Annotated in this window: 24 protein-coding genes; 16 read left to right on the top strand and 8 right to left on the bottom strand. The window is 68.9% G+C overall.

Going from position 1 to position 24,050, the window contains the following annotated elements; all coding sequences use genetic code 11:
* From ACWTSU_RS06590 to ACWTSU_RS06575, 4 genes are all read left to right on the top strand, one after another.
* On the top strand, positions 1-562 hold a 562-nt coding region (locus ACWTSU_RS06590), incomplete at its 5' end, for an Hsp70 family protein (RefSeq protein WP_455139072.1).
* Between the two features lie 82 nt (positions 563-644).
* Positions 645-1,475 carry a nucleotide exchange factor GrpE gene (grpE, locus tag ACWTSU_RS06585; RefSeq protein WP_455139071.1) on the top strand — a complete coding sequence of 277 codons (831 nt, stop codon included), beginning with the start codon at positions 645-647 and terminating at the stop codon, positions 1,473-1,475.
* A gap of 61 nt (positions 1,476-1,536) precedes the next feature.
* Positions 1,537-2,505 carry a DnaJ C-terminal domain-containing protein gene (locus tag ACWTSU_RS06580; protein ID WP_455139070.1) on the top strand — a complete coding sequence of 323 codons (969 nt, stop codon included), beginning with the start codon at positions 1,537-1,539 and terminating at the stop codon, positions 2,503-2,505.
* Positions 2,489-2,953, top strand: a complete 465-nt coding sequence (locus ACWTSU_RS06575) for a heat shock protein transcriptional repressor HspR (RefSeq protein ID WP_455139069.1) — start codon at positions 2,489-2,491, stop codon at positions 2,951-2,953. Before ACWTSU_RS06580 ends, ACWTSU_RS06575 begins: the two co-directional genes overlap by 17 nt.
* Before the next feature lie 214 nt (positions 2,954-3,167).
* Here ACWTSU_RS06575 and ACWTSU_RS06570 read toward each other — a convergent pair whose 3' ends face one another.
* From ACWTSU_RS06570 to ACWTSU_RS06550, 5 genes are read right to left on the bottom strand one after another with little or no spacing between them, the layout of a single operon-like run.
* Positions 3,168-4,022 carry a PTS system mannose/fructose/sorbose family transporter subunit IID gene (locus ACWTSU_RS06570; protein ID WP_455139068.1) on the bottom strand — a complete coding sequence of 285 codons (855 nt, stop codon included), beginning with the start codon at positions 4,020-4,022 and terminating at the stop codon, positions 3,168-3,170.
* A 10-nt stretch (positions 4,023-4,032) separates the two neighbouring features.
* Entirely contained in the window at positions 4,033-4,803 is a 771-nt protein-coding gene (locus ACWTSU_RS06565) for a PTS mannose/fructose/sorbose/N-acetylgalactosamine transporter subunit IIC (protein ID WP_455139067.1), read from the bottom strand.
* A 14-nt stretch (positions 4,804-4,817) separates the two neighbouring features.
* Positions 4,818-5,291, bottom strand: a complete 474-nt coding sequence (locus ACWTSU_RS06560) for a PTS sugar transporter subunit IIB (protein ID WP_455139066.1) — start codon at positions 5,289-5,291, stop codon at positions 4,818-4,820.
* Positions 5,284-6,036 (bottom strand): BtpA/SgcQ family protein, encoded by a 753-nt coding sequence (locus ACWTSU_RS06555; RefSeq protein WP_455139065.1) that lies wholly within the window; start codon positions 6,034-6,036, stop codon positions 5,284-5,286. Before ACWTSU_RS06555 ends, ACWTSU_RS06560 begins: the two co-directional genes overlap by 8 nt.
* A gap of 43 nt (positions 6,037-6,079) precedes the next feature.
* On the bottom strand, positions 6,080-6,508 hold the full coding sequence (locus ACWTSU_RS06550) for a PTS sugar transporter subunit IIA (RefSeq protein WP_455139064.1): 429 nt from the start codon (positions 6,506-6,508) through the stop codon (positions 6,080-6,082).
* A gap of 153 nt (positions 6,509-6,661) precedes the next feature.
* On the opposite strand from ACWTSU_RS06550, the gene ACWTSU_RS06545 reads away from it, so the two are divergent.
* From ACWTSU_RS06545 to ACWTSU_RS06530, 4 genes are all read left to right on the top strand, one after another.
* Positions 6,662-7,420 carry a GntR family transcriptional regulator gene (locus ACWTSU_RS06545; RefSeq protein WP_455139063.1) on the top strand — a complete coding sequence of 253 codons (759 nt, stop codon included), beginning with the start codon at positions 6,662-6,664 and terminating at the stop codon, positions 7,418-7,420.
* A 583-nt stretch (positions 7,421-8,003) separates the two neighbouring features.
* Positions 8,004-10,679, top strand: a complete 2,676-nt coding sequence (clpB, locus tag ACWTSU_RS06540) for an ATP-dependent chaperone ClpB (RefSeq protein WP_455139062.1) — start codon at positions 8,004-8,006, stop codon at positions 10,677-10,679.
* 101 nt (positions 10,680-10,780) lie between these two features.
* Positions 10,781-12,433, top strand: coding sequence for a PASTA domain-containing protein (locus ACWTSU_RS06535; RefSeq protein WP_455139061.1), 1,653 nt, complete (start codon positions 10,781-10,783; stop codon positions 12,431-12,433).
* 2 nt (positions 12,434-12,435) lie between these two features.
* On the top strand, positions 12,436-12,597 hold the full coding sequence (locus ACWTSU_RS06530) for a hypothetical protein (RefSeq protein WP_455139060.1): 162 nt from the start codon (positions 12,436-12,438) through the stop codon (positions 12,595-12,597).
* A 39-nt stretch (positions 12,598-12,636) separates the two neighbouring features.
* Here ACWTSU_RS06530 and ACWTSU_RS06525 read toward each other — a convergent pair whose 3' ends face one another.
* A complete protein-coding gene (locus ACWTSU_RS06525) occupies positions 12,637-13,044 on the bottom strand; it encodes a hypothetical protein (RefSeq protein WP_455139059.1) in 408 nt (135 codons plus the stop codon).
* 278 nt (positions 13,045-13,322) lie between these two features.
* Here ACWTSU_RS06525 and ACWTSU_RS06520 point away from each other — a divergent pair, with 278 nt between their 5' ends.
* Positions 13,323-13,754, top strand: a complete 432-nt coding sequence (locus tag ACWTSU_RS06520; protein ID WP_455139058.1) for an Hsp20/alpha crystallin family protein — start codon at positions 13,323-13,325, stop codon at positions 13,752-13,754.
* A 307-nt stretch (positions 13,755-14,061) separates the two neighbouring features.
* On the opposite strand, the gene ACWTSU_RS06515 is transcribed toward ACWTSU_RS06520, so the two are convergent.
* On the bottom strand, positions 14,062-14,874 hold the full coding sequence (locus ACWTSU_RS06515) for an MBL fold metallo-hydrolase (RefSeq protein ID WP_455139057.1): 813 nt from the start codon (positions 14,872-14,874) through the stop codon (positions 14,062-14,064).
* Between the two features lie 80 nt (positions 14,875-14,954).
* Here ACWTSU_RS06515 and tilS point away from each other — a divergent pair, with 80 nt between their 5' ends.
* The 6 genes from tilS to ACWTSU_RS06485 all read left to right on the top strand — a co-directional run bounded on the left by tilS (position 14,955) and on the right by ACWTSU_RS06485 (position 22,100).
* Complete coding sequence (gene tilS / locus ACWTSU_RS06510) at positions 14,955-16,469, top strand: tRNA lysidine(34) synthetase TilS (RefSeq protein ID WP_455139056.1); 1,515 nt, start codon at positions 14,955-14,957, stop codon at positions 16,467-16,469.
* Positions 16,470-16,555: 86 nt separating this feature from the next.
* Positions 16,556-17,107, top strand: a complete 552-nt coding sequence (gene hpt, locus ACWTSU_RS06505; protein WP_455139055.1) for a hypoxanthine phosphoribosyltransferase — start codon at positions 16,556-16,558, stop codon at positions 17,105-17,107.
* A gap of 36 nt (positions 17,108-17,143) precedes the next feature.
* Positions 17,144-19,081 carry an ATP-dependent zinc metalloprotease FtsH gene (ftsH, locus tag ACWTSU_RS06500; protein ID WP_455139054.1) on the top strand — a complete coding sequence of 646 codons (1,938 nt, stop codon included), beginning with the start codon at positions 17,144-17,146 and terminating at the stop codon, positions 19,079-19,081.
* Between the two features lie 12 nt (positions 19,082-19,093).
* Positions 19,094-20,287, top strand: coding sequence for a pyridoxal phosphate-dependent aminotransferase (locus tag ACWTSU_RS06495; protein ID WP_455139053.1), 1,194 nt, complete (start codon positions 19,094-19,096; stop codon positions 20,285-20,287).
* A complete protein-coding gene (locus tag ACWTSU_RS06490) occupies positions 20,287-21,108 on the top strand; it encodes a phosphatase (protein WP_455139052.1) in 822 nt (273 codons plus the stop codon). The genes ACWTSU_RS06495 and ACWTSU_RS06490 overlap by 1 nt, the downstream gene beginning before the upstream one ends.
* Positions 21,109-21,320: 212 nt before the next feature.
* Complete coding sequence (locus ACWTSU_RS06485; RefSeq protein WP_455139051.1) at positions 21,321-22,100, top strand: exodeoxyribonuclease III; 780 nt, start codon at positions 21,321-21,323, stop codon at positions 22,098-22,100.
* A gap of 32 nt (positions 22,101-22,132) precedes the next feature.
* Here ACWTSU_RS06485 and ACWTSU_RS06480 read toward each other — a convergent pair whose 3' ends face one another.
* Positions 22,133-23,083 carry a patatin-like phospholipase family protein gene (locus tag ACWTSU_RS06480; protein ID WP_455139050.1) on the bottom strand — a complete coding sequence of 317 codons (951 nt, stop codon included), beginning with the start codon at positions 23,081-23,083 and terminating at the stop codon, positions 22,133-22,135.
* A 137-nt stretch (positions 23,084-23,220) separates the two neighbouring features.
* Between ACWTSU_RS06480 and ACWTSU_RS06475 the strand changes: the two genes are divergently transcribed.
* Complete coding sequence (locus ACWTSU_RS06475; protein WP_455139049.1) at positions 23,221-23,958, top strand: NAD-dependent protein deacylase; 738 nt, start codon at positions 23,221-23,223, stop codon at positions 23,956-23,958.
* Positions 23,959-24,050: the final 92 nt, after the last annotated feature.

Here is a 24,050-nt window from a genome sequence, read left to right as displayed (position 1 = left end):
CGGCAAGTTCCAGCTCACCGGCATCCCGGCCGCGCGCCGCGGCGTGCCGCAGATCGAGGTCACCTTCGACATCGACGCCAACGGCATCGTGAAGGTCACGGCCAAGGACAAGGCCACGGGCCGCGAGCAGCAGATCACCATCTCCGGCTCCACCGCCCTCTCTGACGACGAGGTCGACCGCATGGTCAAGGACGCCGAGGCCCACGCCGAGGAGGACAAGAAGCACAAGGACGAGATCGAGGTCCGCAACCAGGTCGACAGCCTGGCCTACTCCACCGAGCAAACCCTCAAGGACCTGGGCGACAAGGTCCCGGCCGACCAGAAGAAGGAGGCCGAGGATGCCGTGGCTGAGGCCAAGAAGGCCCTGGACGGCACCGACGTCGACGCCATCCGCGCCGCCGGCGACAAGCTCCAGGAGGTTGGCCACAAGCTCGCCGAGGTCGTCTACTCCTCCACGCAGGACGCGACTGCGGGCAACGGCTCCGACGCCGGCGCCCAGGGCGGCTCCGACGACGTGGTGGACGCCGACTACGAGGTCGTCGACGACGACAAGAACAACTAGCGCGCGGGGCTTCTCCCGCAGATAGACGATCCGGAGGCGGCCCGCTCGGGCCGCCTCCCCGAGACCGCTCAAGGAGGGTGACGTGAAGGTGCCCATAGAGGTTGAGGACGAGAGGGACGACGAGGCGACGGCCGTGGAGCCGGACGAGGTCGAGGCCCAGGAGGGCGCGGACGAGCCCGAGGTCTCCGACGATGCCGACGCGACCGGCGAGGGCGACGAGCTGACCCCCGAGGAGGAGCGCGCCCGCGTGGAGGCGGCCATCCGCGCCGGCGAGGAGGCGGCCGAGAAGGAGCTGGCCGCCGACGCCGGCAAGATCCGCGCCGAGCGCGACGAGCTCCAGAAGAAGCTCGCCGCCGTGGAGGACCAGATCGAGGGGGCCAAGAAGGAGGCCGCCGACGCCAAGGACCGCCTCGTGCGTCTGCAGGCCGACTGGGACAACTACCGCCGGCGCACCGCCGCCGAGCGCGTGGCCGAGCGCGAGCGCGCCGCCGAGAAGCTCGTGTGCGACCTGCTGCCGGTGATCGACGACCTGGAGCGCGCGCTGGACCACGCGGGCGCCACCGAGTCGGCGGACACCCAGATGCAGCAGTTCGTCGAGGGCGTCTCCGCGGTGCACGCCAAGATGCTCGCGGTTCTCGCCAAGGAGGGCGTGGAGCCGATCGACCCCACCGGCCAGCCGTTCGAGCCGCTGAGCCACCAGGCCGTCGGCCGCGTGGAGGACACGGACGCCTACGACGAGACCGTGGCCCAGGTCTACCAGAAGGGCTACAGGATGGGTGACAAGGTCATCCGCACCGCCATGGTGACGGTGACCTACGGCGGGCCCAAGCGCCCCGCCGACGAGGCGCCCGCCGATGAGGGCGCGGACGCCGAGAAGGGCGCGCCCGAAGAGGCGGCGGAGCAGACGAAGTAACGACGCGCCCGGGCCAAGCGGTTCGGGCGCGACTTTCTGAGAGGGGGCTCGTGCAGAGGCCATGGCAGGCAAGAAGAGCTACTACGACGTTCTGGGCGTGAAGCGCGACGCTTCCGATGACGAGATCAAGCGGGCGTTCCGCAAGCTCGCGGCGAAGTACCACCCCGACGCAGGCGGCGACGAGCAGAAGTTCAAGGAGATCAGCGAGGCATACACCACGCTGTCCGACCCGCAGAAGCGCCGGGAGTACGATCAGATGCTCATGTTCGGCGGCATCCCGGGCGCGGACTTCGGCGGCTCGGGCGGGCGCGGCCGCTACACCTACACCACCAACGTGGGCGGCGACTGGTCCGATATCCTCAACGGAATGCGCAACGGCGACGGCGCGTTCGGCGGCTTTGACTTCTCGTCGATCTTCGGCGGGGCGGCCGGCCGCGCGGCGTCCAACCGCCCCACCAAGGGCAGCGACCTCACGATGTCGGTGGACGTGAGCGCCGAGGAGGCCTTCCGCGGCGCCACGCGCCGGGCCACCTACCGCGTGCCCTCCACCGGCGAGGAGCAGACCCTCACGATCAAGATTCCGGCCGGCGCGGTGGACGGCGGCAAGCTCCGCTACCGCGGGCGCGGCGAGTACGGCACCAACGGCGGCGACCGCGGCGACCTCGTGATCACCACGCACGTGGCCGAGCACCCCGTCTTCAAGCGCGACGGCGCCGACGTGCGCATGGAGCTGCCGATCAGCATCTACGAGGCCGCGCTCGGGGCCACCGTGGACGTGCCCACGCCCGACGGGACCGAGGTGCGCCTGAAGGTGCCGGCCGGCACGCAGGACGGCAAGACCTTCCGCTTCCGCGACCTGGGGGCGCCCAACGTCAAGCGCAAGGGCTCGCGCGGCGCGCTGTACGTGACCGTGCGGGTGAAGGTGCCCACGATGCTCAGCAAGCGGGAGCGCGAGGCGCTCCAGACGCTCGCCGAGGCCGACGAGCGACCGTACCGCGAGGAGGTCGAGCGCTATGGCGCGAAGCGATAGGGAGTCCACCGGGCGCGGGAGGGACCGCGACCGCGACAAGCCCCTCTACATGATCAGCGTGGCCGCCGAGCTCACGGGCATGCACCCGCAGACCCTGCGCGTCTACGAGCAGAAGGGGCTCGTGACGCCGGGGCGCTCGCGCGGCAACACGCGCCTGTACTCGCAGGCCGACATCGAGCGGCTCAACCTCATCTCCAAGCTCACCGACGAGGGCATCAACCTCGCCGGCGTGGTGCGCATCCTCGACATGCGCGAGCGGATGCTCGAGCGCGAGAGCGAGATCGACGAGCTGCGCGCCCGCGTGCGCGAGCTCGAGGACGAGGTGCACGAGTTCAAGATGCGCGAGAAGATCACGGCGCTCGCGCGCTACGACAGCGCCGGCAGCCCGGAGCAGGTCATGCGCCGGCTGCTGCTCGGCAACGGCTCCGACGACGAGAAGGACGCCTAGCGGCGCCCCGTGCCCCTCGAGCGCCCTTCTCGTCCCGGGCCTTTCGCCCCCAAAATAACCCACAAAATCTGACAAATCAGTTTTTCTTTCCTGCAATTATATGATTATGAAATCATTTTCTGCGGGTTATTTGGGCTGATGATGGGCCGGGACCGGGCGGTCTTCTCGACAGAAGTGCCCGGTCCCGGCCCATATGGCCTCGCGCGTCGTGCCCCTAGAACAGCGAGAGAATCCCGCAGGCCGCGATGCATACGACGATGGTCCAGATGAGAACCGTCGTGGTCTTGATCTTCTTGCCCAGGATCCAGTACATGAAGCCAAAGACGAGCAGCGGCAGCATACACGGCATGACCATGTCGAGGTAGGTGCTCAGCGGCTCGGCGAAGTCACCCGCCCCGATCATCACGGTTGAGACATCAAAGGTGACGTAGCTGGCGACCATGCCGCCTATGGCCATGAGACCCACGATGGCGGCCGCGTAGGAAATCTTCTCCATGACGCCGCTCTTGGCCGCCTTGGTGATGAAGCTCGCGCCGTACTGATAGCCAAACTTCAGCCCGAACCAGCGGATGACAAACGCTGGGATATTGAAGATGAGAAGGAGCAAGATCGGCCCGAGTACGCTGCCCTGCTGGGAGAAGCCGATGGCGATGCTCGTGGCGATGATGCGCCAGGTGCTGGCAATCAGCGAGTCGCCAATGCCGGCGAGCGGACCCATGAGAGAGGTCTTCACCGAGGCGATGGCCTGGCCGTCAAAGTCGTCGCTGGCAGCCTCTTCCTCCTCCATGGCGGCGTCGATGCCCATGAGGAAGGTGGAGAGCTGTGGCGTCACGGCCATGAAGTCGAGGCTGCGCTCGTAGGCGCGGCGCTGCTTGTCCGAGCCGGGCTCGTAGAGCTTCTTGATGACGGGGGTCATCGAGAAGGAGTAGGCCAGGTGCTGCTGGCGCTCGTAGTTCCAGGAGCCGTCGAGCATGCATGAGCGCCAGAAGATGGAGCGGAGGTCCTTCTTGCTGAGCCTCTTGCCGGATTCGGCGTCCGTCTGCGCAGGGATAGTCGCGGTCGTGTTCATGACGGCCTCCTTAGAATTCGTTGTCATCGGCGTCGGTCTCCGCCTCGGGGGAGGTGGACGGCGCCTGCTGGACGTTGAGAACGAGGATTGCGGCCATGATGAGGCCCGCCAGGGCGACGCCCACGAGGTTCATGTTCAGATAGGCCACGAGGATGAAGCCGAGGAAGAGGAAGCACGCAGTCTTCTTGTCGGCGATCATGCGGGTGAGGATCGCAAAGCCGATGGCGGGCATGATGCCCATGGCGTAGTTGAGGCCATCGGTGACCCACGCGGGGATGCTGTCGACGACCACCTGGATGACGGCGGAGCCGGCGTAGTAGCCCGCGGTGCAGATGGCGCCCATGACGAGGGTCTGTCCGATGGCAAAGCCGAGGTGAATCAGGTCGATACCGCGCCCGTCACAGTTCTGCGCGCATCTGTCAGCCTTGGCGGCGAGCATCGGGCCCACGACCGCCATGAAGAAGTTGCTGATGAAGCTCATGATCATGGAGATCGAGACGGCCAGCGTCACAGCGGTCGCAACATCGGCACCGTCGATGATGACGTAAGCGGTGCCGATGATCGTGCCCGACGCCATGTCTGGCGGGTTGCTGGCACCGATGGCCATGGCGCCCAGGAACACCAGCTCAAGGGTCGCGCCGATCGTGCATCCCTGGTAGACGTCGCCGAGCACCAGTCCGGTGAGAGCCGAAAGGATGATGGGTCGCTTGAGCAGGCAGCTCGCGAGGTTGCCGTTGCTGTATCCCAGGCAGGATACGATGAAGAGTCCAAGGGTTTGCATCTCGTTGTCTCCTTCTAGCCGAGAAGCTCGATGATGTCGTGCGGTTGGTCGTTGGGCGTCATCTGCGAGAACACCTGCCTGCCCTGTGCCGCGAGCTCGCGCAACTCGTTGGCCTCGTCGTCCGAGACGTAGACGGCGTCGGAGATCTTGCGCTTGCCCTCCTCGGCCTTAACGCCGCCGACGTTGACCTGCGTGATGGCGTCGGTCGCCTTGGCGAGCCGGCAGGCGTCGTGTATGTTCTCGGTGATGACGAAGAGGTTGTACCTGTCAGTCACGCCGCTGTTGATTGCCTTGGCGGAGTCGGCCACGCTCTTGATGACGAGCTTGGCTCCCTCGGGCTTCGCGAGCCTGAGCGCAGCCATGCGCAGCTCGTCTCTGGCAACGGCGTCGTTGGCGATGAGTATGCAGTCGGACCCGGTGAACTTGATCCACGTGAAGGCGACCTGTCCGTGGAGGAGTCGGTGGTCGACACGGGTCATCTTAATCATGCAGCTCACTCCTCACGGCCTCGACCGCCCGCATCATCGCGCGCACGTGCTCCGCGCAGACATCGCCGGTGTCCTGGTAGGTGTCCTTGAAGTAGCTCCCCACAATGGCGCCGTCGGCATAGGCAAAGCTTGGGGCAACGTTCTCGGGGGTCAGGCCCGCGGCCACGAACAGCGGGAAGTCGCCGAGTGCGCCGCGGAACTGCTTGATCTTGTCGATTGAGGTCTCCTGGCCGGTCGCGTCCTGGGTCACGCACACGGCGTCGCAGCGGCCCTTTGCAACGACGAGGTCCTCCTCGACGGTGTTGACCGACTTGACCGGCATGTACTTGAAGCGCACGCCGCCCATGACCTTGCCCCGGTAGCGCGAGCGATAGAGATCGAGGAAGGCGGCCTCGGAGGCCTCGTCACGCGGCTTCAGATGCCCGACCACGCTGTCGAGCTGGAGGAACGCCGCATCGTAGTCCATGGCCAGCTCAAAGCCCATGGCGTCCACGTGCAGGCAGTTGACGCCGTAGGGGATGGGGAGCTGCGCCTCGCGGACGTACTCGAGACCCTTGACCATGCTCGGGTACGTGCCGAAGTAGCCCTCCACAATCACGCCGTCCACGCCGTTCTCGACATAGAGGTCAACCTCGCGCTTGAGGCGCTCCATGACGGTTCCGTCCGCCTCGCCCTTGAGGTGAAGCATGCCGATGATCGGCTTGGGCTTGGGGAACAGCGAGAGTATGCCGTCCGATCGTTCCATCTGTCCTCCTTGCTCTTCTCTACGCCATGTGGCGGACCTACGGCTAAAAGTCGTCATCCTGGTCGGCTGCACTGTCGGTGAGGTCGGTCACGGTGACGTGGCGTACGTCCGCCTTGCCGTGCGCGACCCATGCCTGGGGATTCTCGGTGTCTGGGGCGTCGCCTCCCTCCGTGAGCGCTGAGATCGCGAGTGCGGCGTTGAGCCCCGTGAGGAGCTTGACGTTGGGATAGGAGAGGAGCTGGCAGAGTGCCGTGAAGACGCTCGCACCGTAGAGGTCGGCTATCAGGATGTAGCTGTCCTGCGGGTGCTCGGCTATCTCGGGGGAGATCTCTTCGACGAGCTCGGTGGCGCTGTGGCCGGGCCTGAGGCCCCAGGCGCGGGCGTCTCCCGTGTCGCCAATGATCAGGCGCAGCGTGTCGAGTACCCCCTCCGCGAGCCCGCCGTGCGAGGCGAGAATGACATGTCGTTCCATAAGGCCTCCCGTCTGATTCTTGACTTAACTTAACTTATATTATCTTATTTTGTTCAGAAGTACGGAGCCGGCGAGCGGTAGGATAAGAGGGGACGAACGATACCCCAGCACATCTGGACGCCCGACGCACCCAAACCGAAGGAGAGCACAGCCATGACAGGAGGCTCGCAGGCGACCCCGCCCGTTACGCTTCAGGAGCAGCTCTACTCGGCAATTGCGAGCCAGATCGCGGACGGCACGTACGGGCCGGGCGATAAGCTCCCGAGCGAGGCGGAGCTCATGGCGGCGCACCATGTGAGCCGCGTGACCGTGCGCAAGGTGCTTGAGCAGCTTGTCAGCGAAGGCGCGCTCTTCAAGCGCCAGGGCAAGGGGACCTTCGTTACGTCACGTCCGTACCAGGACAACCTTTTCAGCAGCGGAAGTTTCTCGGAGAACTGCCGCAAGATGGGTGCCACGCCTTCGACGGTCGTGGTGTCAACGGGTTTGGCGGACACTCCCGGCGACGTCGCTGAGCTGATGGGGGCGCATCACGCTACGGAGCGCTCGGTGGTGCTCACGCGCTTGCGGCTGGTTAACGACGTACCCTGCATCGTCGAGGTGGATTTCTTCCCATCGGGCGCGTTCGACTTCCTGCTCGGGGCGGACCTCGAAGGGACCTCCGTGCTGAAGCTCGTCCGCGAGCACGCGGGCGTTGAGCCCTCAATCTTCACGGACCAGTTCTTGGTGGCGTGCGCCGACTCCGACCACGCGCGCCTGCTCAACTGCGATGAGGGCCGTCCGCTTCTCAAGGTGGTCCAGACCGTGGCGACGGCGACGGGCGAGCCCATCTACGTCAACTACCAGTACGTGATGCCCGAGCGCTACGTATACGTCGTGCGCCAGCACTACACCTGGAGCGTCGGGGGAGCGTAGGAGCGGGGTCGGGTGCCGGCTCGCGGGCTTTCTTGTTGACCAGGTTTCACGCGTGTCGGGCTGCGCGCGACACGCGTGCGATTGGGTGGCATCCTTGATATCCAACGTCGCCTGGGAACTCCAAGGGTGCCCAATCGATGCGGGTTTCTGGCAAAACGTGGCCGAGAAGGGCCGAGAGCATCAAACATGCCACCCAGTCGCAAGGGGTTTTCGCCGAGAAGGGCCTCTCGGGAGACGTGGATGGGTCCAAACACCCAATTGGCCCGGTTTTCTGGCACGCACCGTGCGCGACTCCGCGTCCCTTCCCGCTAGCTCGATTAACCCGCAAAATCTGACAAACTCGTTTTTCTTTCCTGCAATTATATGATTATGAAATCATTTTTTGTGGGTTGTTTGCCGGGAAGAGAGTGGGACCGGGAAGAGAGTGGGGCCGAGAAAAAGGCGAGGCCCGAGAGGGGTGCGGCGGCAAGTTTCACCCGACGCCTCACAAAATCTATTACGTAGACACTTAGATTTGCGTATAAGCCCCAGCTCCCGGGGAACAATCCTTGATGAGAGAACACCATCCCAGAAGGGGGCAACCATGAGACTCGACAAGTGGGCGGTCACCGCCCAGGAGGCGCTCCAGGCGGCCGTCGGCATCGCCCAGGACGCCAACGCGGGCCAGCTGATGCCCGTGCACCTGCTCAAGGCCCTGCTCAGCTCCGGCGAGCAGAACCTGCGCGCGATCATCGAGCGCGTGGGCGCCGACCCGGCCGTCATCGAGGGCCAGGTCGACGAGGCCATCGCGCGCCAGCCGCAGGTCAGCGGCGATGCGGCGCAGCTCGGCATGGGCGACGCCACCACGCGCGTGGGCAACGCCGCCGAGAAGCTCGCGACCAAGCTCGGCGACTCCTACGTCACCTCCGAGCACCTGCTCTGCGCGCTCGCGGACGACAAGACCGAGGCCGGCTCCATCCTCAAGGCCGCCGGCGTCACGAGCAAGCGCGTGGAGGAGGCTTACAACTCCCTGCGCGGCGACGAGCGCGTGACCAGCCAGGACTCCAAGCCCGAGTTCGAGGCGCTCGAGAAGTACGGACGCAACGTGACCGACCTCGCGCGCCAGGGCAAGCTTGACCCGGTCATCGGCCGCGTGGAGGAGATCCGCCGCACCATCCAGGTGCTCAGCCGCCGCACCAAGAACAACCCCGTGCTCATCGGCGAGCCCGGCGTGGGCAAGACCGCCATCGTGGAGGGCCTGGCCCAGCGCATCGTCAACGGCGACGTGCCGTCCACCCTGCGCGACAAGGACATCGTCGAGCTCGACATGTCCGCGCTGGTGGCGGGCGCCAAGTACCGCGGCGAGTTCGAGGACCGCCTGAAGTCCGTGCTCAAGGAGGTCCAGAAGTCCGACGGGCGCATCATCCTGTTCATCGACGAGCTGCACACCATCGTGGGCGCGGGCGCCACCGAGGGGTCCATGGACGCCGGCAACATCCTCAAGCCGGCCCTGGCCCGCGGCGAGCTGCACGCCATCGGCGCCACCACGCTCGACGAGTACCGCAAGTACATCGAGAAGGACGCGGCGCTCGCGCGGCGCTTCCAGACCGTGATGGTCTCGGAGCCCACCGTGGAGGACACGATCTCGATCCTGCGCGGCCTCAAGGAGCGCTACGAGCAGCACCACCGCGTGCGCATCACCGACTCCGCTCTGGTCAGCGCCGCCGACCTCTCCAACCGCTACATCTCCGACCGGTTCCTGCCGGACAAGGCCATCGACCTGGTGGACGAGGCGGCCAGCCGCCTGCGCATGGAGCTCGACTCCATGCCGGCCGACATCGACGCCGTGGACCGCCAGCTCACGCAGATGCAGATCGAGGAGCAGGCCCTCATGAAGGAGGAGGACGACGCCTCCAAGGAGCGCCTGGCCACGCTGCGCGGCGAGATCGCCACGACACGCGAGAAGCTCGACGGCATGAAGGCCAACTGGGAGAACGAGAAGGGCGCCATCGACCGCGTGCAGGACCTCAAGTCCAAGATCGAGGACGCGCGCGTGGAGATGGAGCGCGTGACCCGCGAGGGCGACCTCGCGCGCGCGTCCGAGCTGCGCTACGCCACGATTCCCGACCTGCAGCGCCAGTACGACGAGGCCGAGGCCGCGCTCACGGCGAAGCAGGAGGCCGGCGGGCTGCTCAAGGAGGAGGTCACCTCTGAGGAGATTGCCGAGGTGGTCTCGGCGTGGACGGGCGTGCCCGTGTCCAAGATGATGCAGGGCGAGATGGACAAGCTCAAGAACCTCGAGGCCGAGCTGCACAAGCGCGTGGTGGGCCAGGACGAGGCCGTCTCGGCCGTGGCCGCCGCCGTGCGCCGCAGCCGCGCGGGGCTCTCCGACCCGGATCGCCCGATCGGCAGCTTCTTCTTCCTCGGGCCCACCGGCGTGGGCAAGACCGAGCTCGCCAAGGCGCTCGCCGAGTGCCTCTTCGATGACGAGCGCGCGCTCGTGCGCATCGACATGTCCGAGTACATGGAGAAGTTCAGCGTCCAGCGGCTCATCGGCGCGCCCCCGGGATACGTGGGCTACGACGAGGGCGGCCAGCTCACCGAGGCCGTGCGCCGTCGCCCGTACTCCGTGATCCTGCTCGACGAGATGGAGAAGGCGCACCCCGACGTCTTCAACATCCTGCTTCAGGTGCTCGACGACGGCCGCCTCACCGACGGCCAGGGACGCGTGGTGAGCTTCAAGAACACGATCATCATCATGACGTCCAACGTGGGCTCGCAGTTCATCGCCGGCGTCAATGCCTCGAGCGACCCGGACGAGGTGCAGCGTGAGGTCAACAACGCCCTGCGCCAGACCTTCAAGCCGGAGTTCCTCAACCGCATCGACGACGTGGTGGTCTTCCACGCCCTCGGCCTCTCCGACATCGAGCGGATCGTGGACATCCAGCTCAAGGACGTGCGCGAGCGCCTCGAGCGCGACCGCATCCAGCTGGAGCTCACGCCGAGCGCCAAGCAGTCGCTCGCCCTCGACGGGCTCGACCCGGTCTACGGCGCGCGCCCGCTCAAGCGCCTCATCCAGCGCCAGGTGGTCGACAACGTGGCCAACCTCATCATCGACGGCAAGCTCGGCGAGGGCGACGTGGTGCGCGTCGACGTGGGCGACGACGACCGGCTCTTCGCCGCGCGCGACGACGCCGCCTCCGGGCGGCTTCGCGCTGGCGGCCAGGCCGTGTCGGACGCGTCCGACGACGAGCCCCTCGAGCCGGACGCCCTCGAGTAAGTGGGACAAAGGGGACGGAGGTGTTTGTCAACCCTCCGTCCCCTTTGTCATGCCGGTCGCGCTACGATAAGGGCGACTCAACAGCCGGTGGAGGAGGGGCCATGGCAGCGCCAGACGAGAAGGACGACCGCACGGTCGCGATGCCCGCCGACCCCGATGCCACGGTGCGCGCGCCCGCCGACCCCGGCGCCACGGTGCGCGCGCCCGCCGACCCGGACGCCACCGTGGCGGCGCCCGCCGACTCCGGCGCCACCCAGCTCGCGGACGCCGCGCCCGCGCGCCGCGTCCCGAGCGCCGACGCCCTGCCCACCATCGCGCTCGACGACGCCGCGGGCGCCGCTCCCACGACGGTCGCGCCCGACGCCGCGGACGGCATCGACGCGCTCGACGACCCGTACTTCTCGCCGGCCGTCGCGCCCGCCGACCTCACCGAGGCGCAGCCCGTCGTGGCCATCCCGTCGCCGGTCGAGAGCCTCCCCGAGCGCAAGCGGCGCCTGCCGCGCTGGGCGATCGCGCTGCTCGTCGTGGCGCTTCTCGCCGCCGCGGGCGGGGTCGCCTGGCTCACCTACGACCACGAGCTCTGGGGCGGTCGCACGATCCCCGAGGTCGTGGGACTCAGCGAGCAGGAGGCCACGGAGGACCTCCGGGCCCTGGGCTTCTCGGTCACGGTTGAGTACCGCGCGAGCGACGACGACCTCGGCGTGGTCCTCGACTGTACGCCCGACGAGGGCACGCGCATCGACCCGTCCGCCGGCGTCACGCTCGTGGTGGCCGGGGAGCGCACGATTCCGCAGGTGGTGGGCATGACGGTGGACGAGGCCACGAGCGCGCTGCACGACGCCGGGGCCGAGGACGTCCTCGTGAGCTACCGAAACTCAGACGAGCCGGCGGGCACGGTGCTCGCCGTCGACCCGGCCGAGGGCGCCACCTTCACCTCGTCCGACCAGGTTACGCTCACCGTTGCCCAGGCGTTCGCGGTGCCCGACGTGCGCGGCATGTCCGCCGACGAGGCCCGCTCCGCCATCGAGGCCGCGGGCCTGACCGCCGAGGTCGCCTACGTGGAGTCGGACGCCGAGAAGGACACCGTGGTCTCGACCGATCCCGAGCCGGGAACGACCGTGGAGTCGGGCGCTACCGTGACCCTGAGCGTGTCCACGCCGTTCCCCTCGTCGCCCACCGACCTGCTCGCCTACTTCGACGCGACCCCGCAGCAGATCGCGACCTACCTCTCCGAGCAGGGCTTCTCGGTGAGCGGCAGCGGCATCTACGCCTCGGGAGGCAACGCGAGCGTCACCTACGCGGGCCCGGGCGGCGACACCCTCCAGGTCTCCAACGAGCCCGAGTCGTCCCTGGCCGCGGGGTCCGGCACGGCCGACGTGCTCGCGAGCGGTGCGGGGATCGGCGGGGTGCGCTATGCGTTCTCCTCGGGCTCCGTGCCCGAGGGCGGCGCCAGCGAGACCGAGGCGGGCGTGCGCGCGGTGATGGCCACCTGCGGCCTCGAGGGGCTTCTCGACACCTGCACGCAGGCCAACGTGACCCTGCCCGACGGCGCGGACGCGAGCGACGCGCACTTCATCTGCGGCTACGGCACGCAGGGAGACCGCACGTGGGCGGTCGTCATCGGGGGTCGCGGGGACTCCACGCACGTGGTGGCGCTGGCCGCGCCCACGGCGCACTTCGACGGCATCGACCTGAGCCCGTACGGCGGGAGCATCTGCGACTACGTGGCCGCCGCGGACCTGTTTGCGAGGTAGGCATGACTGACGAGAAGAGCGCGCGGCCGCGGCGCGAGACGCGCGAGCCGCGACCCAACGACGAGTTCATCCGAGCGGAGAACGAGGACGACGACGGCTACGACCCCTACTCGGACCGCCGACCCGAGCCGGAGCCGCTCTTCGAGCGCGACCCCTGGGCCTGACCGGGCGTTGCCGGCGCGGCCATCGGGCGCGCCAGGGCGCTAGCTGGTGGCGCCCCAGTTGGTCTGCATGTACTCCCAGACCACGAAGACCACGATCGCCAGCACCGCCAGCACCACGAGGAGCGCGACGGCGGTCTTGATGCGCGTCCTGCGCTCGCGCGAGGCGAAGATGTCGCGCCGACCCTTGGGAATCTCAAGGTACTGGCCGTAGTGGAGGTCGCGCCTGAGCTGCTCGCCGCCCGCGCGGGAGCGACGGTACGCCCCGCCCGAGAGCGCGCCGCCGCGCACGGTGTAGCCGGACTCGTGCGTCACCACCTCGGGCTCGGCGTCCTCGTCGGCGAGGTCGTCGATGGGCTCCACGCTGCGGTGCGCGGGGCGCTGCCGCACGTAGGGGGCGGGACGCGGCGTTCCCTCGCCGGCGTGCTGTGGCTCGTTGCTGGCGCTCATCTGGTCTCCAGGCTCTCAGCATCAGTGGTCCCATGATACGGCAGCCGGCCGAGAAGGGCCCGCGGGGAGCTCGAGCCTATACAAAACGTAAGAAAGCCTTGAGCCTCGCTGCCCCTCTCGTCCTTAAATCTAAGCGTATAAGACTTAGATATGATGAGTATGTGACGCTAAGAAAATATCCGTTTTGCCGCATAGAATCCCGCGAGGCGGGAACATATGACAGTGAGCAACAGGGGCGATGAAAAAGACGCCCCGCACGTCACAGAGGAGTGATCATCATGGCAGGCATGGTTCCTTACGATCGTTACACGCGCGCGCTTCGCACTTGGCCGTTCGACGAGATCGACCGCTTCTTCGACGCCCCCTTCGCGGCGCTGAGCTCCACGGGCTCGGGCTTCAAGATGGACGTCGAGGATGCTGACGACCACTACGTGGTCAGCGCCGAGCTCCCGGGCGTCAAGCGCGACGAGATTGACGTCGAGCTCAACGAGGGTCGTCTGTCCATCTCCGTCGACAAGAAGGAGTCCGACGAGCAGAAGGGCAAGAACTTCCTGTACAAGGAGACCGGCGAGTGGAGCGCCACGCGCGGCGTCTACCTGAAGGACGCGGCGGTCTCGGGCCTCACGGCCAAGCTCGAGGGCGGCATCCTCACGGTGAACGTCCCCAAGCAGCAGGAGAAGAGCAACGTCACCAAGGTCGCCATCGACTAGCTTCGCCGACGGGCGGTTCCCAACGGGCCGGGGCCTTCGGGCTCCGGCCCACTTTTTTGTTGTGTGTGGGCCTCTCGTCGCGCCTCCGCTCTGCGCCGTCGCCGCGTCGTCCCTCTCGCCCTTTCGCCGCCCCTCTCCCAATTAACCCGCAAAAAATGACATTCACAAACCTTAATCCAGCAATTATATGAATATGAAATCATTTTTTGCGGGTTATTTGCCGGTGACCGATCGAGAAGGACGGCGGGGCGAGAAGGGCGGCGGTTGAGAGGGGGGACGGCGGGGCGAGAAGCCCGCGGCGCCCGTGTCACCACACGGTGAGCGGCCAGTCCTGGGCGGCACAGCAAACCGTGAGGCGCCCGTCGCGCGTGCGGGCCTCGTCGCGGCCGTCCTCGCCGGCCACGACCTCCGCGCCCACGGCCTCGGCCAACGTGCGCAGGCACATGCTTGGCCGGTTGTTCTCCTGCGAGAGGTGCATGGCCACCACGCACTCGGTGTCCTCGCCCACGAGCTCGCCCAGCGCCGCGGCGGCCTGCGCGTTGGAGAGGTGGCCCGTCGGTCCCGCCACGCGCGCCTTGAGGTAGGCGGGGTAGGGGCCCGTGGCGAGCATGCGCTCGTCGTGGTTGGACTCGAGCGCCAGGATGCGCACGCCGCGCAGGGTGTCGAGCGCCTCCGCGCCCAGCTCGCCGGTGTCCGTGCAGAACCCGAGCGCGTCGTCGGCGGTCGAGAAGCGCAGGCCCACGGGATCGGCCACGTCGTGCGAGGTGGGGAACGTCCGCACGCGCATGCCCGCGAGCTCGAGCTCGTCGGAGTGCCCCACGATCGTGAACGGAAGGCCGGTGAGGTAGCTGCGCGCGCCCACGGTGCCCGCCGTGGCCACGAGCTCCCCCTCGAAGTGGTTGCAGAAGACGGTGAGCCCGCCCACGTGGTCGGAGTGCTCGTGGGTGAGCACCACCGCCGTCACGCGGCCCATGTCCACGCCCAGCTCGTCGGCGCGGCCGAGCAGCGCCCGCCGCGAGATGCCGCAGTCCACCAGCACCGAGCCGGCGGGGCCCTCCACCACGGCCGCGTTGCCCTTGGAGCCGCTGGCCAGCACGTGCAGGTGAATCTCGGGCGTCATGGGTGTCTCCTCGGTGTCGTACACTTCTCGGTGCGGCGCTCCGTCGCGCCGACGTACAGGGTAGCCGTTGGAGGTGACACATGACGAGCGTCTCTCGCCGATACGGCGCCGCCGCGGCGCCGCGCTTCGAGCGGCCGAGCGGGCGCGAGGACCCAGCGCTTCGCGCGCCCGTGATCCTCATGGTCTCCGGCGGCGCCGACTCCACGGCGCTGCTCGTGCTGGCCGCCACCTCTGCGCTCGACATCGACGACGGCCGCGGCCGGGCACGCGTCGCCCGCGAGCGCCTCCACGTGCTGCACGTCAACCACGGCCTGCGCGGCCTCGACGCCGAGGAGGACGAGGAGTTCGTGCGCGACCTCGCGGCGCGCTACGGCATCCCCTGCACCATCCGGCGCGCCGACGTGGCCTCCCTGGCCGCCCGCGCGGGCGACAACGTCGAGAACGCCGGGCGCGAGCTGCGCTACGCCGAGGCCGCGCGGCTGGCCAACGAGCTCTCGGCCGAGCTCGGCACCCCGCGCTCGGCGGCGCGCATCCTCACGGCGCACACCGCCGACGACCGGGCCGAGACCTTCTTCATGAACGCCATCCGCGGCGCGGGCGCCTCGGGCCTCTCGTCGATCCCGCGCCGCCGCAACCGCATCGTGCGGCCGCTGCTGGACCGCACCCACGCCGAGCTCTGCGACCTGCTGCGCATGCGCGGCATCGTCTGGCGCGAGGACGCCACCAACGCCGACACGCGCTACCTGCGCTCCTACGTGCGCCACGAGGTGATGCCCGTCGTGCGGGCGAGAAACCCGCGCGTCACCGCGAGCCTCGCCGCCACCTGCGACATCCTCTCTGACGAGGACGCCTACCTCACCTCGGTGGCCGCGCGCGCCCTGCGCGAGCTCACGCGCGGGTCGGGCGAGGCGCTGCTGGTGCTCGACGCCGGCCGGCTCGCGGCGCTCGACGTCGCCGTAGCGCGGCGGGTGGTGCGCCAGGCGCTGCTCGCCGTCTGCCCCGCCGCGCGCCTCGAGGCCCGCCATGTCGAGGCGGTCCTGCGCGCCGTCGCGGCGGGGGAGGGCGCGGTCAACGTGCCGCTTGGGGCCACGGTACGCGTCGAGCACGGCCTTTTGAGCGTGCGCGGGCGCAGCGAGGCGCCGGCGCCCTTTGCGGGCTGGCTCGAGGTGCCCGGCCGGCTCGAGCTGCCCGACGGCCGCGTGCTCTCGGCGCGTCTTGTGCCCTCCGAGCCCGGGACTGACCCGGCCGCCCGCGCCCGCGCGCACGCGCTGGAGTGGGACGGGGCCTCGGTCCTTCTCGACGCCGAGGCGTGCGGGGTCGACGCCGCCCGGGGCGGCCGGCTCTGGGTGGACGCCCCGCGCGCGGGCGACGTGCTCTGCCCGCTGGGCATGCACGGGCAGTCCAAGAAGGTGTCCGACCTGCTCGGCGAGACGCGCGTCCCCCGGGAGCGCCGCGCGTCCGTGCCCGTGGTGCGCGTCTCTCCCACCGGCGCCGTGGTGTGGGTGGCTCCGATCCGGGCCGACGAGCGCGCCCGCAGCGTGCCCGCCACGACGCACCAGCTCGAGCTCACGCTCCTGGACGCGCCCCGGCCCTGACGCCCGGCTTCGGGCGGCCCCGGCTGCGCTATCCTTGGGAAAAGGGCCGCGGAGGCGGCCAGGCCGGAGCCCAGAAGGGAAGCGCTATGGAGGCACTGCACCCGGACGTCGAGAAGGTCCTGTTCAGCGAGGACGACATCCGCGACATCGTCGCGAGCGTGGGCGCGCAGATCACGCGCGACTACAAGGACAGGAATCCGCTGATCGTTGCCGTCCTGCGCGGGGCGGTGGTCTTCACGGCCGACCTCATGCGCGCCATCGAGTGCCCGCTCTCGGTGGACTTCATGGCCGTCTCGAGCTACGGCGACGGCGTCAAGAGCTCGGGCGTAGTCCGCATCGTCAAGGACCTCGACACCAAGCTCGAGGGCCGCGACGTCATTATCGTCGAGGACATCCTCGACTCGGGCCTCACCCTGTCCTACCTCGTGCGGCTGCTGGAGTCGCGCGGCCCCGCGTCGGTGGAGGTCGCGGCGTTCCTCGTGAAGGACGTCCCCGGCAACACGCCGGCCGTCAAGCCGCGCTACGTGGGTGCGCACGTCCCCGACGAGTTCATCGTGGGCTACGGCCTCGACTACGCGGAGCGCTACCGCAACCTGCCCTACATCGGCGTGCTCAAGCCGGAGGTCTACGAGAAGTAGCCCCGGCGCCGCGCCCGGACCAAGCAAGGAGACTGCGTGTCAGAGAAGAACAGGCGCCCGTCGCTGACGGGCGGAACCGGCACCCCGGGCGGCCCCGTGCGCCCCAACAACATGATGACGCTGCTCGTGGTCGTCATCGTCGTGTACCTGGCGTACTCGATGGGCTCGGCCTTCGTCAACCGCGGGCAGGCCTCCGACACGCTCCCCACCAACCAGTTCGTGACCGCCGTCGAGGACGGCCGTGTGCACGACGTCACCTACAGGACCTCCGACGGCAGCGTGAGCGGCTCGTACTGGCGCACCGCGGACGACGAGAAGACCGGTGACGGCGCGCTCGCCCCCTACACGAGCGTCTACGTGGGCTCCGACTCGCTCGCCGAGCTCATGGCCGCGCACCCCGACGTCACCTACACCATCGACACGAGCTCCGACGACCTCATGGAGACGATCCTGGTCTCGGTGGTCCCCACGCTGCTCCTGGTGGGCGTGTTCGTGTTCTATATGAGCCGCATGTCCAACCAGCAGGACAAGACGATGTCGTTCGCCAAGACCAAGGCGCGCACCGCCGAGAGCGAGCGTCCCAAGGTGACGTTCGCCGACGTCGCGGGCATCGACGAGGCGGTCGAGGAGCTCCAGGAGATCAAGGACTTCCTCACCGACCCCGAGCGCTACCACAAGATGGGCGCCCGCATCCCGCGCGGCGTGCTGCTGGTGGGCCCCCCGGGCACGGGCAAGACGCTGCTCGCCAAGGCGGTGGCCGGCGAGGCGGGCGTGCCGTTCTTCTCGATCAGCGGCTCCGACTTCGTCGAGATGTTCGTGGGCGTGGGCGCCTCGCGCGTGCGCGACCTGTTCAAGCAGGCCAAGGAGGCCGCGCCCTGCATCGTCTTCATCGACGAGATCGACGCGGTGGGCCGCCAGCGCGGCGCCGGTCTGGGCGGCGGGCACGACGAGCGCGAGCAAACCCTCAACCAGCTGCTCGTTGAGATGGACGGCTTCGAGGACAACTCCTCGGTCATCCTGATCGCCGCCACCAACCGCCCCGACATTCTCGACCCGGCACTTCTGCGCCCCGGCCGCTTCGACCGGCGCGTGACGGTGGACCGCCCCGACGTGGCGGGCCGCGAGAAGATCCTCGCGGTGCACGCCCAGGGCAAGCCCGTCTCGGACGCGGTCGACCTCGCGCGCGTTGCCAAGGTGACGCCGGGCTTCACGGGCGCCGACCTGGCCAACCTCATGAACGAGGCCGCCCTTCTCGCCGCGCGCCGCCATCTGCCCCAGATCGGCCCCGACGAGGTCGAGGAGGCCATGGAGCGCGTGATGGCGGGCCCGGAGCGCAAGAGCCGCGTCATCACCGAGGGCGAGCGCCGCGTGATCGCCTATCACGAGAGCGGCCACGCCCTGGTGGGCCACATTCTGGAGAACTCCGACCCCATCCACAAGATCAGCATCGTGAGCCGCGGCCAGGCGCTCGGCTACACCATGCAGGTGCCCGAGGAGGACCACTTTCTCGAGACGCGCGACGGCATGCTCGACCAGATCGCGGTGCTGCTGGGCGGCCGCACGGCCGAGGAGCTCTTCTGCGACGACGTCACCACCGGCGCGAGCAACGACCTCGAGCGCGCCACCAAGCTCGCGCGCACGATGGTCACGCGCTACGGCATGAGCGAGGAGCTGGGCGCGCAGGTCTTCGGCGAGGCGCAGCACGAGGTCTTCCTCGGCCGCGACTACGCCAACCACCAGGACTACTCGGCCGAGACCGCCAAGCGCATCGACGACGAGGTCGAGCGCATCATGCGCGAGGGCCACGCGCGGGCGCGCTCGGTGCTCGACGCGCGCCGCGCCCAGATGGACACGATGGCGCACGTGCTGCTCGAGCGCGAGACCGTGGAGGGCGAGGCCGTCAACGCCCTTCTCGACGACCGCTGGGACGAGTACGCGTCCGGTGAGAGGGGCAACGGGGCCGACGAGGCCTAGGGAGGAGCACGCATGTCCATCAACGAGACGAGCCGCGCCTACGGGGCGCAGAAGTCGGCCATCCGCGAGATCTCGGCGTACGCCGGGGCGCGCAAGGCTCAGATCGGCGCCGAGAACGTCTTTGACTTCTCCCTAGGCAACCCGTCGATCCCGGCGCCGGACGAGGTGCGCGCCTCCATCGAGCGCGCGCTGGCGCTGCCGGCCACGCAGCTCCACGGCTACACGCCCGCCAACGGCCTGCCCGCCGCGCGCGAGGCCGTGGCCGCGAGCCTGCGCCGCCGCTTCGGCGACGACGCCGCACAGGCGGGCGACCTCTATCTGACCTGCGGCGCGGCCGCGTCGCTGTCCATCTCGTTCAACGCGGTGGTCAACCCCGGCGACGAGGTCATCGTGATCGCGCCGTACTTCCCGGAGTACCGCGTCTGGATCGAGACCGCGGGCGCCGCGTGCGTCGAGGTCATGGCCGACCCGGCCACCTTCCAGGTGGACGTGGACGCCGTGGCCGCCGCGGTGAGCGAGCGCACCAAGGCCGTGGTCATCAACTCGCCCAACAACCCCGTGGGCTCGGTGTACTCCCGCGAGAACCTCGCGGCGCTGGCCGCAGCCCTGCACGACGCCGAGGAGCGCCTGGGCACCGCGATCTACCTCGTGGCCGACGAGCCCTACCGCGAGATCACCTACGGCGCTGAGGTGCCCTGGGTACCGGGCGTCTACGACCGCACGATCGTGTGCTACAGCTACTCCAAGAGCCTCTCGCTGCCGGGCGAGCGCATCGGCTGGGTGCTCGTGCCGCCCACCAACCCCGAGCACGACGACCTGCTGCTCGCCGTGGCGGGGGCCGGCCGCAAGCTGGGCTTCGTCTGCGCGCCGGCACTCTTCCAGCGCGTGCTCGTCGACTGCGTGGACGTGCCGAGCGACGTGGCCGCCTACGCCGAGAACCGCGCGGCGCTGACCGAGGGCCTCTTGCGTCTGGGCTACGAGTTCATCGAGCCCGAGGGCGCGTTCTACCTCTGGGTCAAGGCGCTCGAGCCGGATGCCGAGAGGTTCTTCGAGCGTGCCAAGGAGCTCGAGCTGCTGCCGGTGCCGTCCGACTCGTTCGGCTGCCCGGGCTGGGTGCGCGTGGGCTACTGCGTGAGTCACGAGACCATCGTGAACTCGATGCCCGCGTGGGAGCAGCTCGCCGCGAGCTACCGCCAGGAGGCCTGATGCTTCAGAACCGCTGCGACGTCCACACCCACACGAGCTTCTCGCGCCATGCGTACTCGACGGTGCGCGAGAACGTCCTTGCCGCGCGCGACGCCGGACTCGAGCTCCTGGGCTGCGCCGATCACTTCAGCGACATGCTCTTCCCGGGCGCGGACCTCGGGCGGGCCAGCCTGCGTGACTACCAGTTCTTCCTCAACACGGCGGTCTGGCCGCGCACCTGGGAGGGCGTGCGGCTGCTGCACGGCGCCGAGGCGGACATCCGCACGCTCGACGGCCGGCTCTTTGGCCAGGACGTGGCCGTGGCGCCCGACATCACCAACCCTGCCGCGCCCGCCACGGCCACGCTCTACGACCGCGTGGTCGCCGGGTGCGACTACGTGATCGCGAGCGTTCACTACCGCGGCTTCCTCGAGGGGGCGTCGACCGTCCAGCTCACCGACATGTACCTCAAGGTGATGGAGCAGTCCAAGGTCCTCGTGCTCGGTCACCCGGGGCGCGCCAACGTGCCCTTTGACGTGGCGGAGGTCGTGGGCGAGGCCGCGCGTCGGCACCTGCTCGTCGAGATCAACGCGCACAGCATCGGCGGGCGTCGCCGCGGGGCGTGGGACCGCTGCCGCAAGATCGCTGAGACCTGCGCCGAGCTGGGTTGCCAGATCGTCGTCAGCAGCGACGCCCACATCTGCACCGACGTGGGCGCGGTCGAGCCGGCGCTCGAGCTGCTCGAGGAGATCCGCTTCCCGCAGGAGCTCGTCGCCACGCGCTCGGCCGAGGCGTTTCTCGCCGCGATGGACGCCGCGGGCCTGGAGGTGCCGAGGTTCTAGGGGCGGTCGCGTCGCGTGCGGCGGGAAATCAGTGGATTTTTGGCGATCGCCCAAGTACTACTTCGCCGATACCATTTGATGACCTGCGCTTTTCTCCCCGAGGAACAAGTCGCTGCTCGACCTGGCGCCCAAAAACCACTGATTTCTCCCGTATGATGCCGACGCGGGCCCGATGGCCCGCCCGACCGCTCTTGCCGAGGAAGGGAACGCCCATGTCGCACGCTCGCGAGCTGCGCCTCGTCTCTTGGAACGTCAACGGCCTGCGCGCCGTCATGAAGAAGGACCCGAGCTTCACCGACGTGGTCGCCGCCTGCGACGCTGATGTCTTCGCCGTCCAGGAGACCAAGCTACAGGAGGGCCAGATTGAGCTCGACCTGCCCGGCTACCACCAGACCTGGAGCTACGCCGAGCGCAAGGGCTACTCCGGCACCGCCGTCTTCTCCCGCGAGGAGCCGCTGCAGGTAATCAACCACATCGGCGCGCCCGAGGCGGACAACGAGGGCCGCGTCTGCGCGCTCGAGTTCCCCGGCTACTGGTTCGTGGACGTCTACACGCCCAACGCGCAGAACGAGCTAGCGCGCATCGACACGCGCCTGGCCTGGGACGCGTGCTACCGCGAGTTCCTGGTGGGCCTGGCGGCCCAGAAGCCAGTGGTTACCTGCGGCGACTTCAACGTGGCCCACAACGAGATCGACCTCAAGAACCCCGGTCCCAATCGCGGCAACGCCGGCTTCTCGGACGAGGAGCGCGAGAGCTTCACGCGTCTGCTCGACGCCGGCTTCACCGACACATTCCGCGCGCGCCACCCCGGCCTCACGGGCGCCTACAGCTGGTGGAGCTACCGCTTCAACGCGCGCAAGAACAACGCGGGCTGGCGCATCGACTACTTCCTGGTGTCCGATGACATCGCCGACCGCGTGACCGGCGCCTCGATTCTCAGCGAGGTCTACGGCTCCGACCACTGCCCCGTGGAGCTGACCATCGAGCTGTAGCCGGGCTACCGGGCGCGGGCCCCTCGCCCGCGCTATCCCAGCGTGATGTAGCCCGTGCCCTCGTCGGTGGGGGCGGGGCCGCCGTCGGCCGACCCGAAGACGAACTCGCGAATGCGCGGCAGCTCGCGCAGGCCCTGCTCGTGACCCACCTCGTACTCGGCCGCCTGCTTGCGCGGGCTGGCCGTGCCGCTCGTGACGTCCATGGCGTCGGGATAGATGACGAGGCAGCGTCCCTCGCGGGCGAGCGCCTCCACGCGGTCGAGCTCGGCGTTGTAGCGCTCCCAGCGCGTGAGCAGCGCGTTGCGCAGATAGGGGTGGTCGCGCGAGACGGCCAGGTAGAGCGAGCGGTCGCGCTTGGTGGGCGGCTTCTTGCGATAGCCGCGCGGGCGCGTGGCCACGAAGACGAACTTCTCGTAGCCGTCCTCCTCGGCCATGTTGACGGGGATGCCCGCGCCCGCGCCGAGGCCGCCGTCCATGAGGACGCGCCCGTCAACGGGCAGCGGCTTCATCATCCCCGGCAGCGTTGAGCTCGCACGCACCAGATCGATCATGCGCACGGGGTCGCGGGTGAGCTCGTCGCGACGGAAGCGCAGGGTGCGGCCCGTGTCGCGCTCGAACGCCTGGATGCAGCGGCCCGCGGGGTTGGCCACGAACGTGTCCCAGTCAAACGGCCAGGTGCCGTCCTGCGCGGCGCCCTCGTAGAGGAAGTCGGCGTCGAAGTAGCCCCCGCCGTGCAGCAGCGAGGGCAGCCCGACGGCCCGCTTGGCCCGCCCGCTCAGGATGAAGGAGTGCTTCACGCGCCACTGGTCGCGGGAGAGGTAGTTGACGGTGTTGCTCGCCCCGGCCGAGAGGCCGCACACGTAGTCGAAGTGGATGCCCTGCTCGAGCAGGACGTTGGAGATGCCGGCCGAGAAGCACCCCCGGTACCCGCCGCCCTCGAAGACGAGGGCACAGTCGCGCACGTTGCTCACGATCTCCCCCATGCGGCCCCCTTCCGACCCGGCGATGCACATAACAAATGAGATATGCCCAAAAGGCGCCGGCGCGAGTCGGCGCGCCCAAAGACTCCATGCGACAGGGCTACCATGGAGGGGCCGAACCGGACGGGGGAGGGGCGATCATGGGACGAACGATCACGGATGCGCGCGAGGCGGCCGCCGAGCTCGCGAGGCGCTTCGAGGGGGCGAGAAGCGCCGTGTTCTTCGGCGGCGCGGGCGTCTCCACGGCGAGCGGCATCCCCGACTTCCGCAGCGCCGACGGCCTCTACCACCAGCGCTTCAAGTACCCGCCCGAGACCATGCTCGGGCACGACTTCTTCGTCGCGCACACCGAGGAGTTCTACGACTTCTACCGCGAGCGCATGATCTGCCTCGACGCGCGCCCCAACCGCGCCCACGAGAAGCTCGCCGAGCTGGAGGCGACGGGCCACCTCGCTGCGGTCGTCACGCAGAACATCGACGGCCTGCATCAGGCGGCCGGCTCGCGCACGGTCTACGAGCTGCACGGCTCGGTGCACCGCAACGTCTGCCGGCGCTGCGGGGCCACCTACTCCGCCGAGTGGGTCATGGCGACCGAGGGCGTGCCGCGCTGCGAGAGGTGCGGCGGCCTCGTGAAGCCCGACGTGGTGCTCTACGGCGAGCAGCTCGACGAGCGGGTGCTGCTCGCCAGCGTGCGCGCGATCGCGGCGGCCGACCTGCTCGTCATCGGCGGCACGTCGCTCGTGGTGTACCCGGCGGCCGGCCTCGTGGACTACTTCGAGGGCAACGAGATGGTGGTCGTGAACCGCGACCCCACCCCCGCCGACGCCCGCGCCGACCTCGTCTGCGCCTGCGATATCGCCGCCGCCTTCGACTTCTGACGCCTCCGGCCGGGCCGCCGAGAAGGTCCGGCGCTCAGACAGTCCTCGCCGCGCAGGGGGCGCGTGGCTGCGGAACTCGCGGCGGACCTTCT

This window comes from Thermophilibacter sp. (assembly GCF_966187215.1).
The sequence above is the reverse complement of the archived record's forward strand: the minus strand, read 5'-3'. Positions and strand labels throughout refer to the sequence as shown.

Excerpts from the sequence above, each read along its gene's own strand:
- ACWTSU_RS06575 (WP_455139069.1), top strand. The coding sequence starts at position 2,489 with ATGGCGCGAAGCGATAGGGAGTCCACCGGGCGCGGGAGGGACCGCGAC.
- ACWTSU_RS06525 (WP_455139059.1), bottom strand. The coding sequence starts at position 13,044 with ATGAGCGCCAGCAACGAGCCACAGCACGCCGGCGAGGGAACGCCGCGT.
- clpB (WP_455139062.1), top strand. The coding sequence starts at position 8,004 with ATGAGACTCGACAAGTGGGCGGTCACCGCCCAGGAGGCGCTCCAGGCG.
- ACWTSU_RS06545 (WP_455139063.1), top strand. The coding sequence starts at position 6,662 with ATGACAGGAGGCTCGCAGGCGACCCCGCCCGTTACGCTTCAGGAGCAG.
- ACWTSU_RS06565 (WP_455139067.1), bottom strand. The coding sequence starts at position 4,803 with ATGCAAACCCTTGGACTCTTCATCGTATCCTGCCTGGGATACAGCAAC.
- ACWTSU_RS06570 (WP_455139068.1), bottom strand. The coding sequence starts at position 4,022 with ATGAACACGACCGCGACTATCCCTGCGCAGACGGACGCCGAATCCGGC.
- ACWTSU_RS06550 (WP_455139064.1), bottom strand. The coding sequence starts at position 6,508 with ATGGAACGACATGTCATTCTCGCCTCGCACGGCGGGCTCGCGGAGGGG.
- ACWTSU_RS06495 (WP_455139053.1), top strand. The coding sequence starts at position 19,094 with ATGTCCATCAACGAGACGAGCCGCGCCTACGGGGCGCAGAAGTCGGCC.
- ACWTSU_RS06490 (WP_455139052.1), top strand. The coding sequence starts at position 20,287 with ATGCTTCAGAACCGCTGCGACGTCCACACCCACACGAGCTTCTCGCGC.
- ACWTSU_RS06530 (WP_455139060.1), top strand. The coding sequence starts at position 12,436 with ATGACTGACGAGAAGAGCGCGCGGCCGCGGCGCGAGACGCGCGAGCCG.
- hpt (WP_455139055.1), top strand. The coding sequence starts at position 16,556 with ATGGAGGCACTGCACCCGGACGTCGAGAAGGTCCTGTTCAGCGAGGAC.
- tilS (WP_455139056.1), top strand. The coding sequence starts at position 14,955 with ATGACGAGCGTCTCTCGCCGATACGGCGCCGCCGCGGCGCCGCGCTTC.
- ACWTSU_RS06580 (WP_455139070.1), top strand. The coding sequence starts at position 1,537 with ATGGCAGGCAAGAAGAGCTACTACGACGTTCTGGGCGTGAAGCGCGAC.
- ACWTSU_RS06520 (WP_455139058.1), top strand. The coding sequence starts at position 13,323 with ATGGCAGGCATGGTTCCTTACGATCGTTACACGCGCGCGCTTCGCACT.
- ACWTSU_RS06480 (WP_455139050.1), bottom strand. The coding sequence starts at position 23,083 with ATGGGGGAGATCGTGAGCAACGTGCGCGACTGTGCCCTCGTCTTCGAG.
- ACWTSU_RS06555 (WP_455139065.1), bottom strand. The coding sequence starts at position 6,036 with ATGGAACGATCGGACGGCATACTCTCGCTGTTCCCCAAGCCCAAGCCG.
- ACWTSU_RS06560 (WP_455139066.1), bottom strand. The coding sequence starts at position 5,291 with ATGATTAAGATGACCCGTGTCGACCACCGACTCCTCCACGGACAGGTC.
- ACWTSU_RS06475 (WP_455139049.1), top strand. The coding sequence starts at position 23,221 with ATGGGACGAACGATCACGGATGCGCGCGAGGCGGCCGCCGAGCTCGCG.
- ACWTSU_RS06485 (WP_455139051.1), top strand. The coding sequence starts at position 21,321 with ATGTCGCACGCTCGCGAGCTGCGCCTCGTCTCTTGGAACGTCAACGGC.
- ACWTSU_RS06515 (WP_455139057.1), bottom strand. The coding sequence starts at position 14,874 with ATGACGCCCGAGATTCACCTGCACGTGCTGGCCAGCGGCTCCAAGGGC.
- ACWTSU_RS06535 (WP_455139061.1), top strand. The coding sequence starts at position 10,781 with ATGGCAGCGCCAGACGAGAAGGACGACCGCACGGTCGCGATGCCCGCC.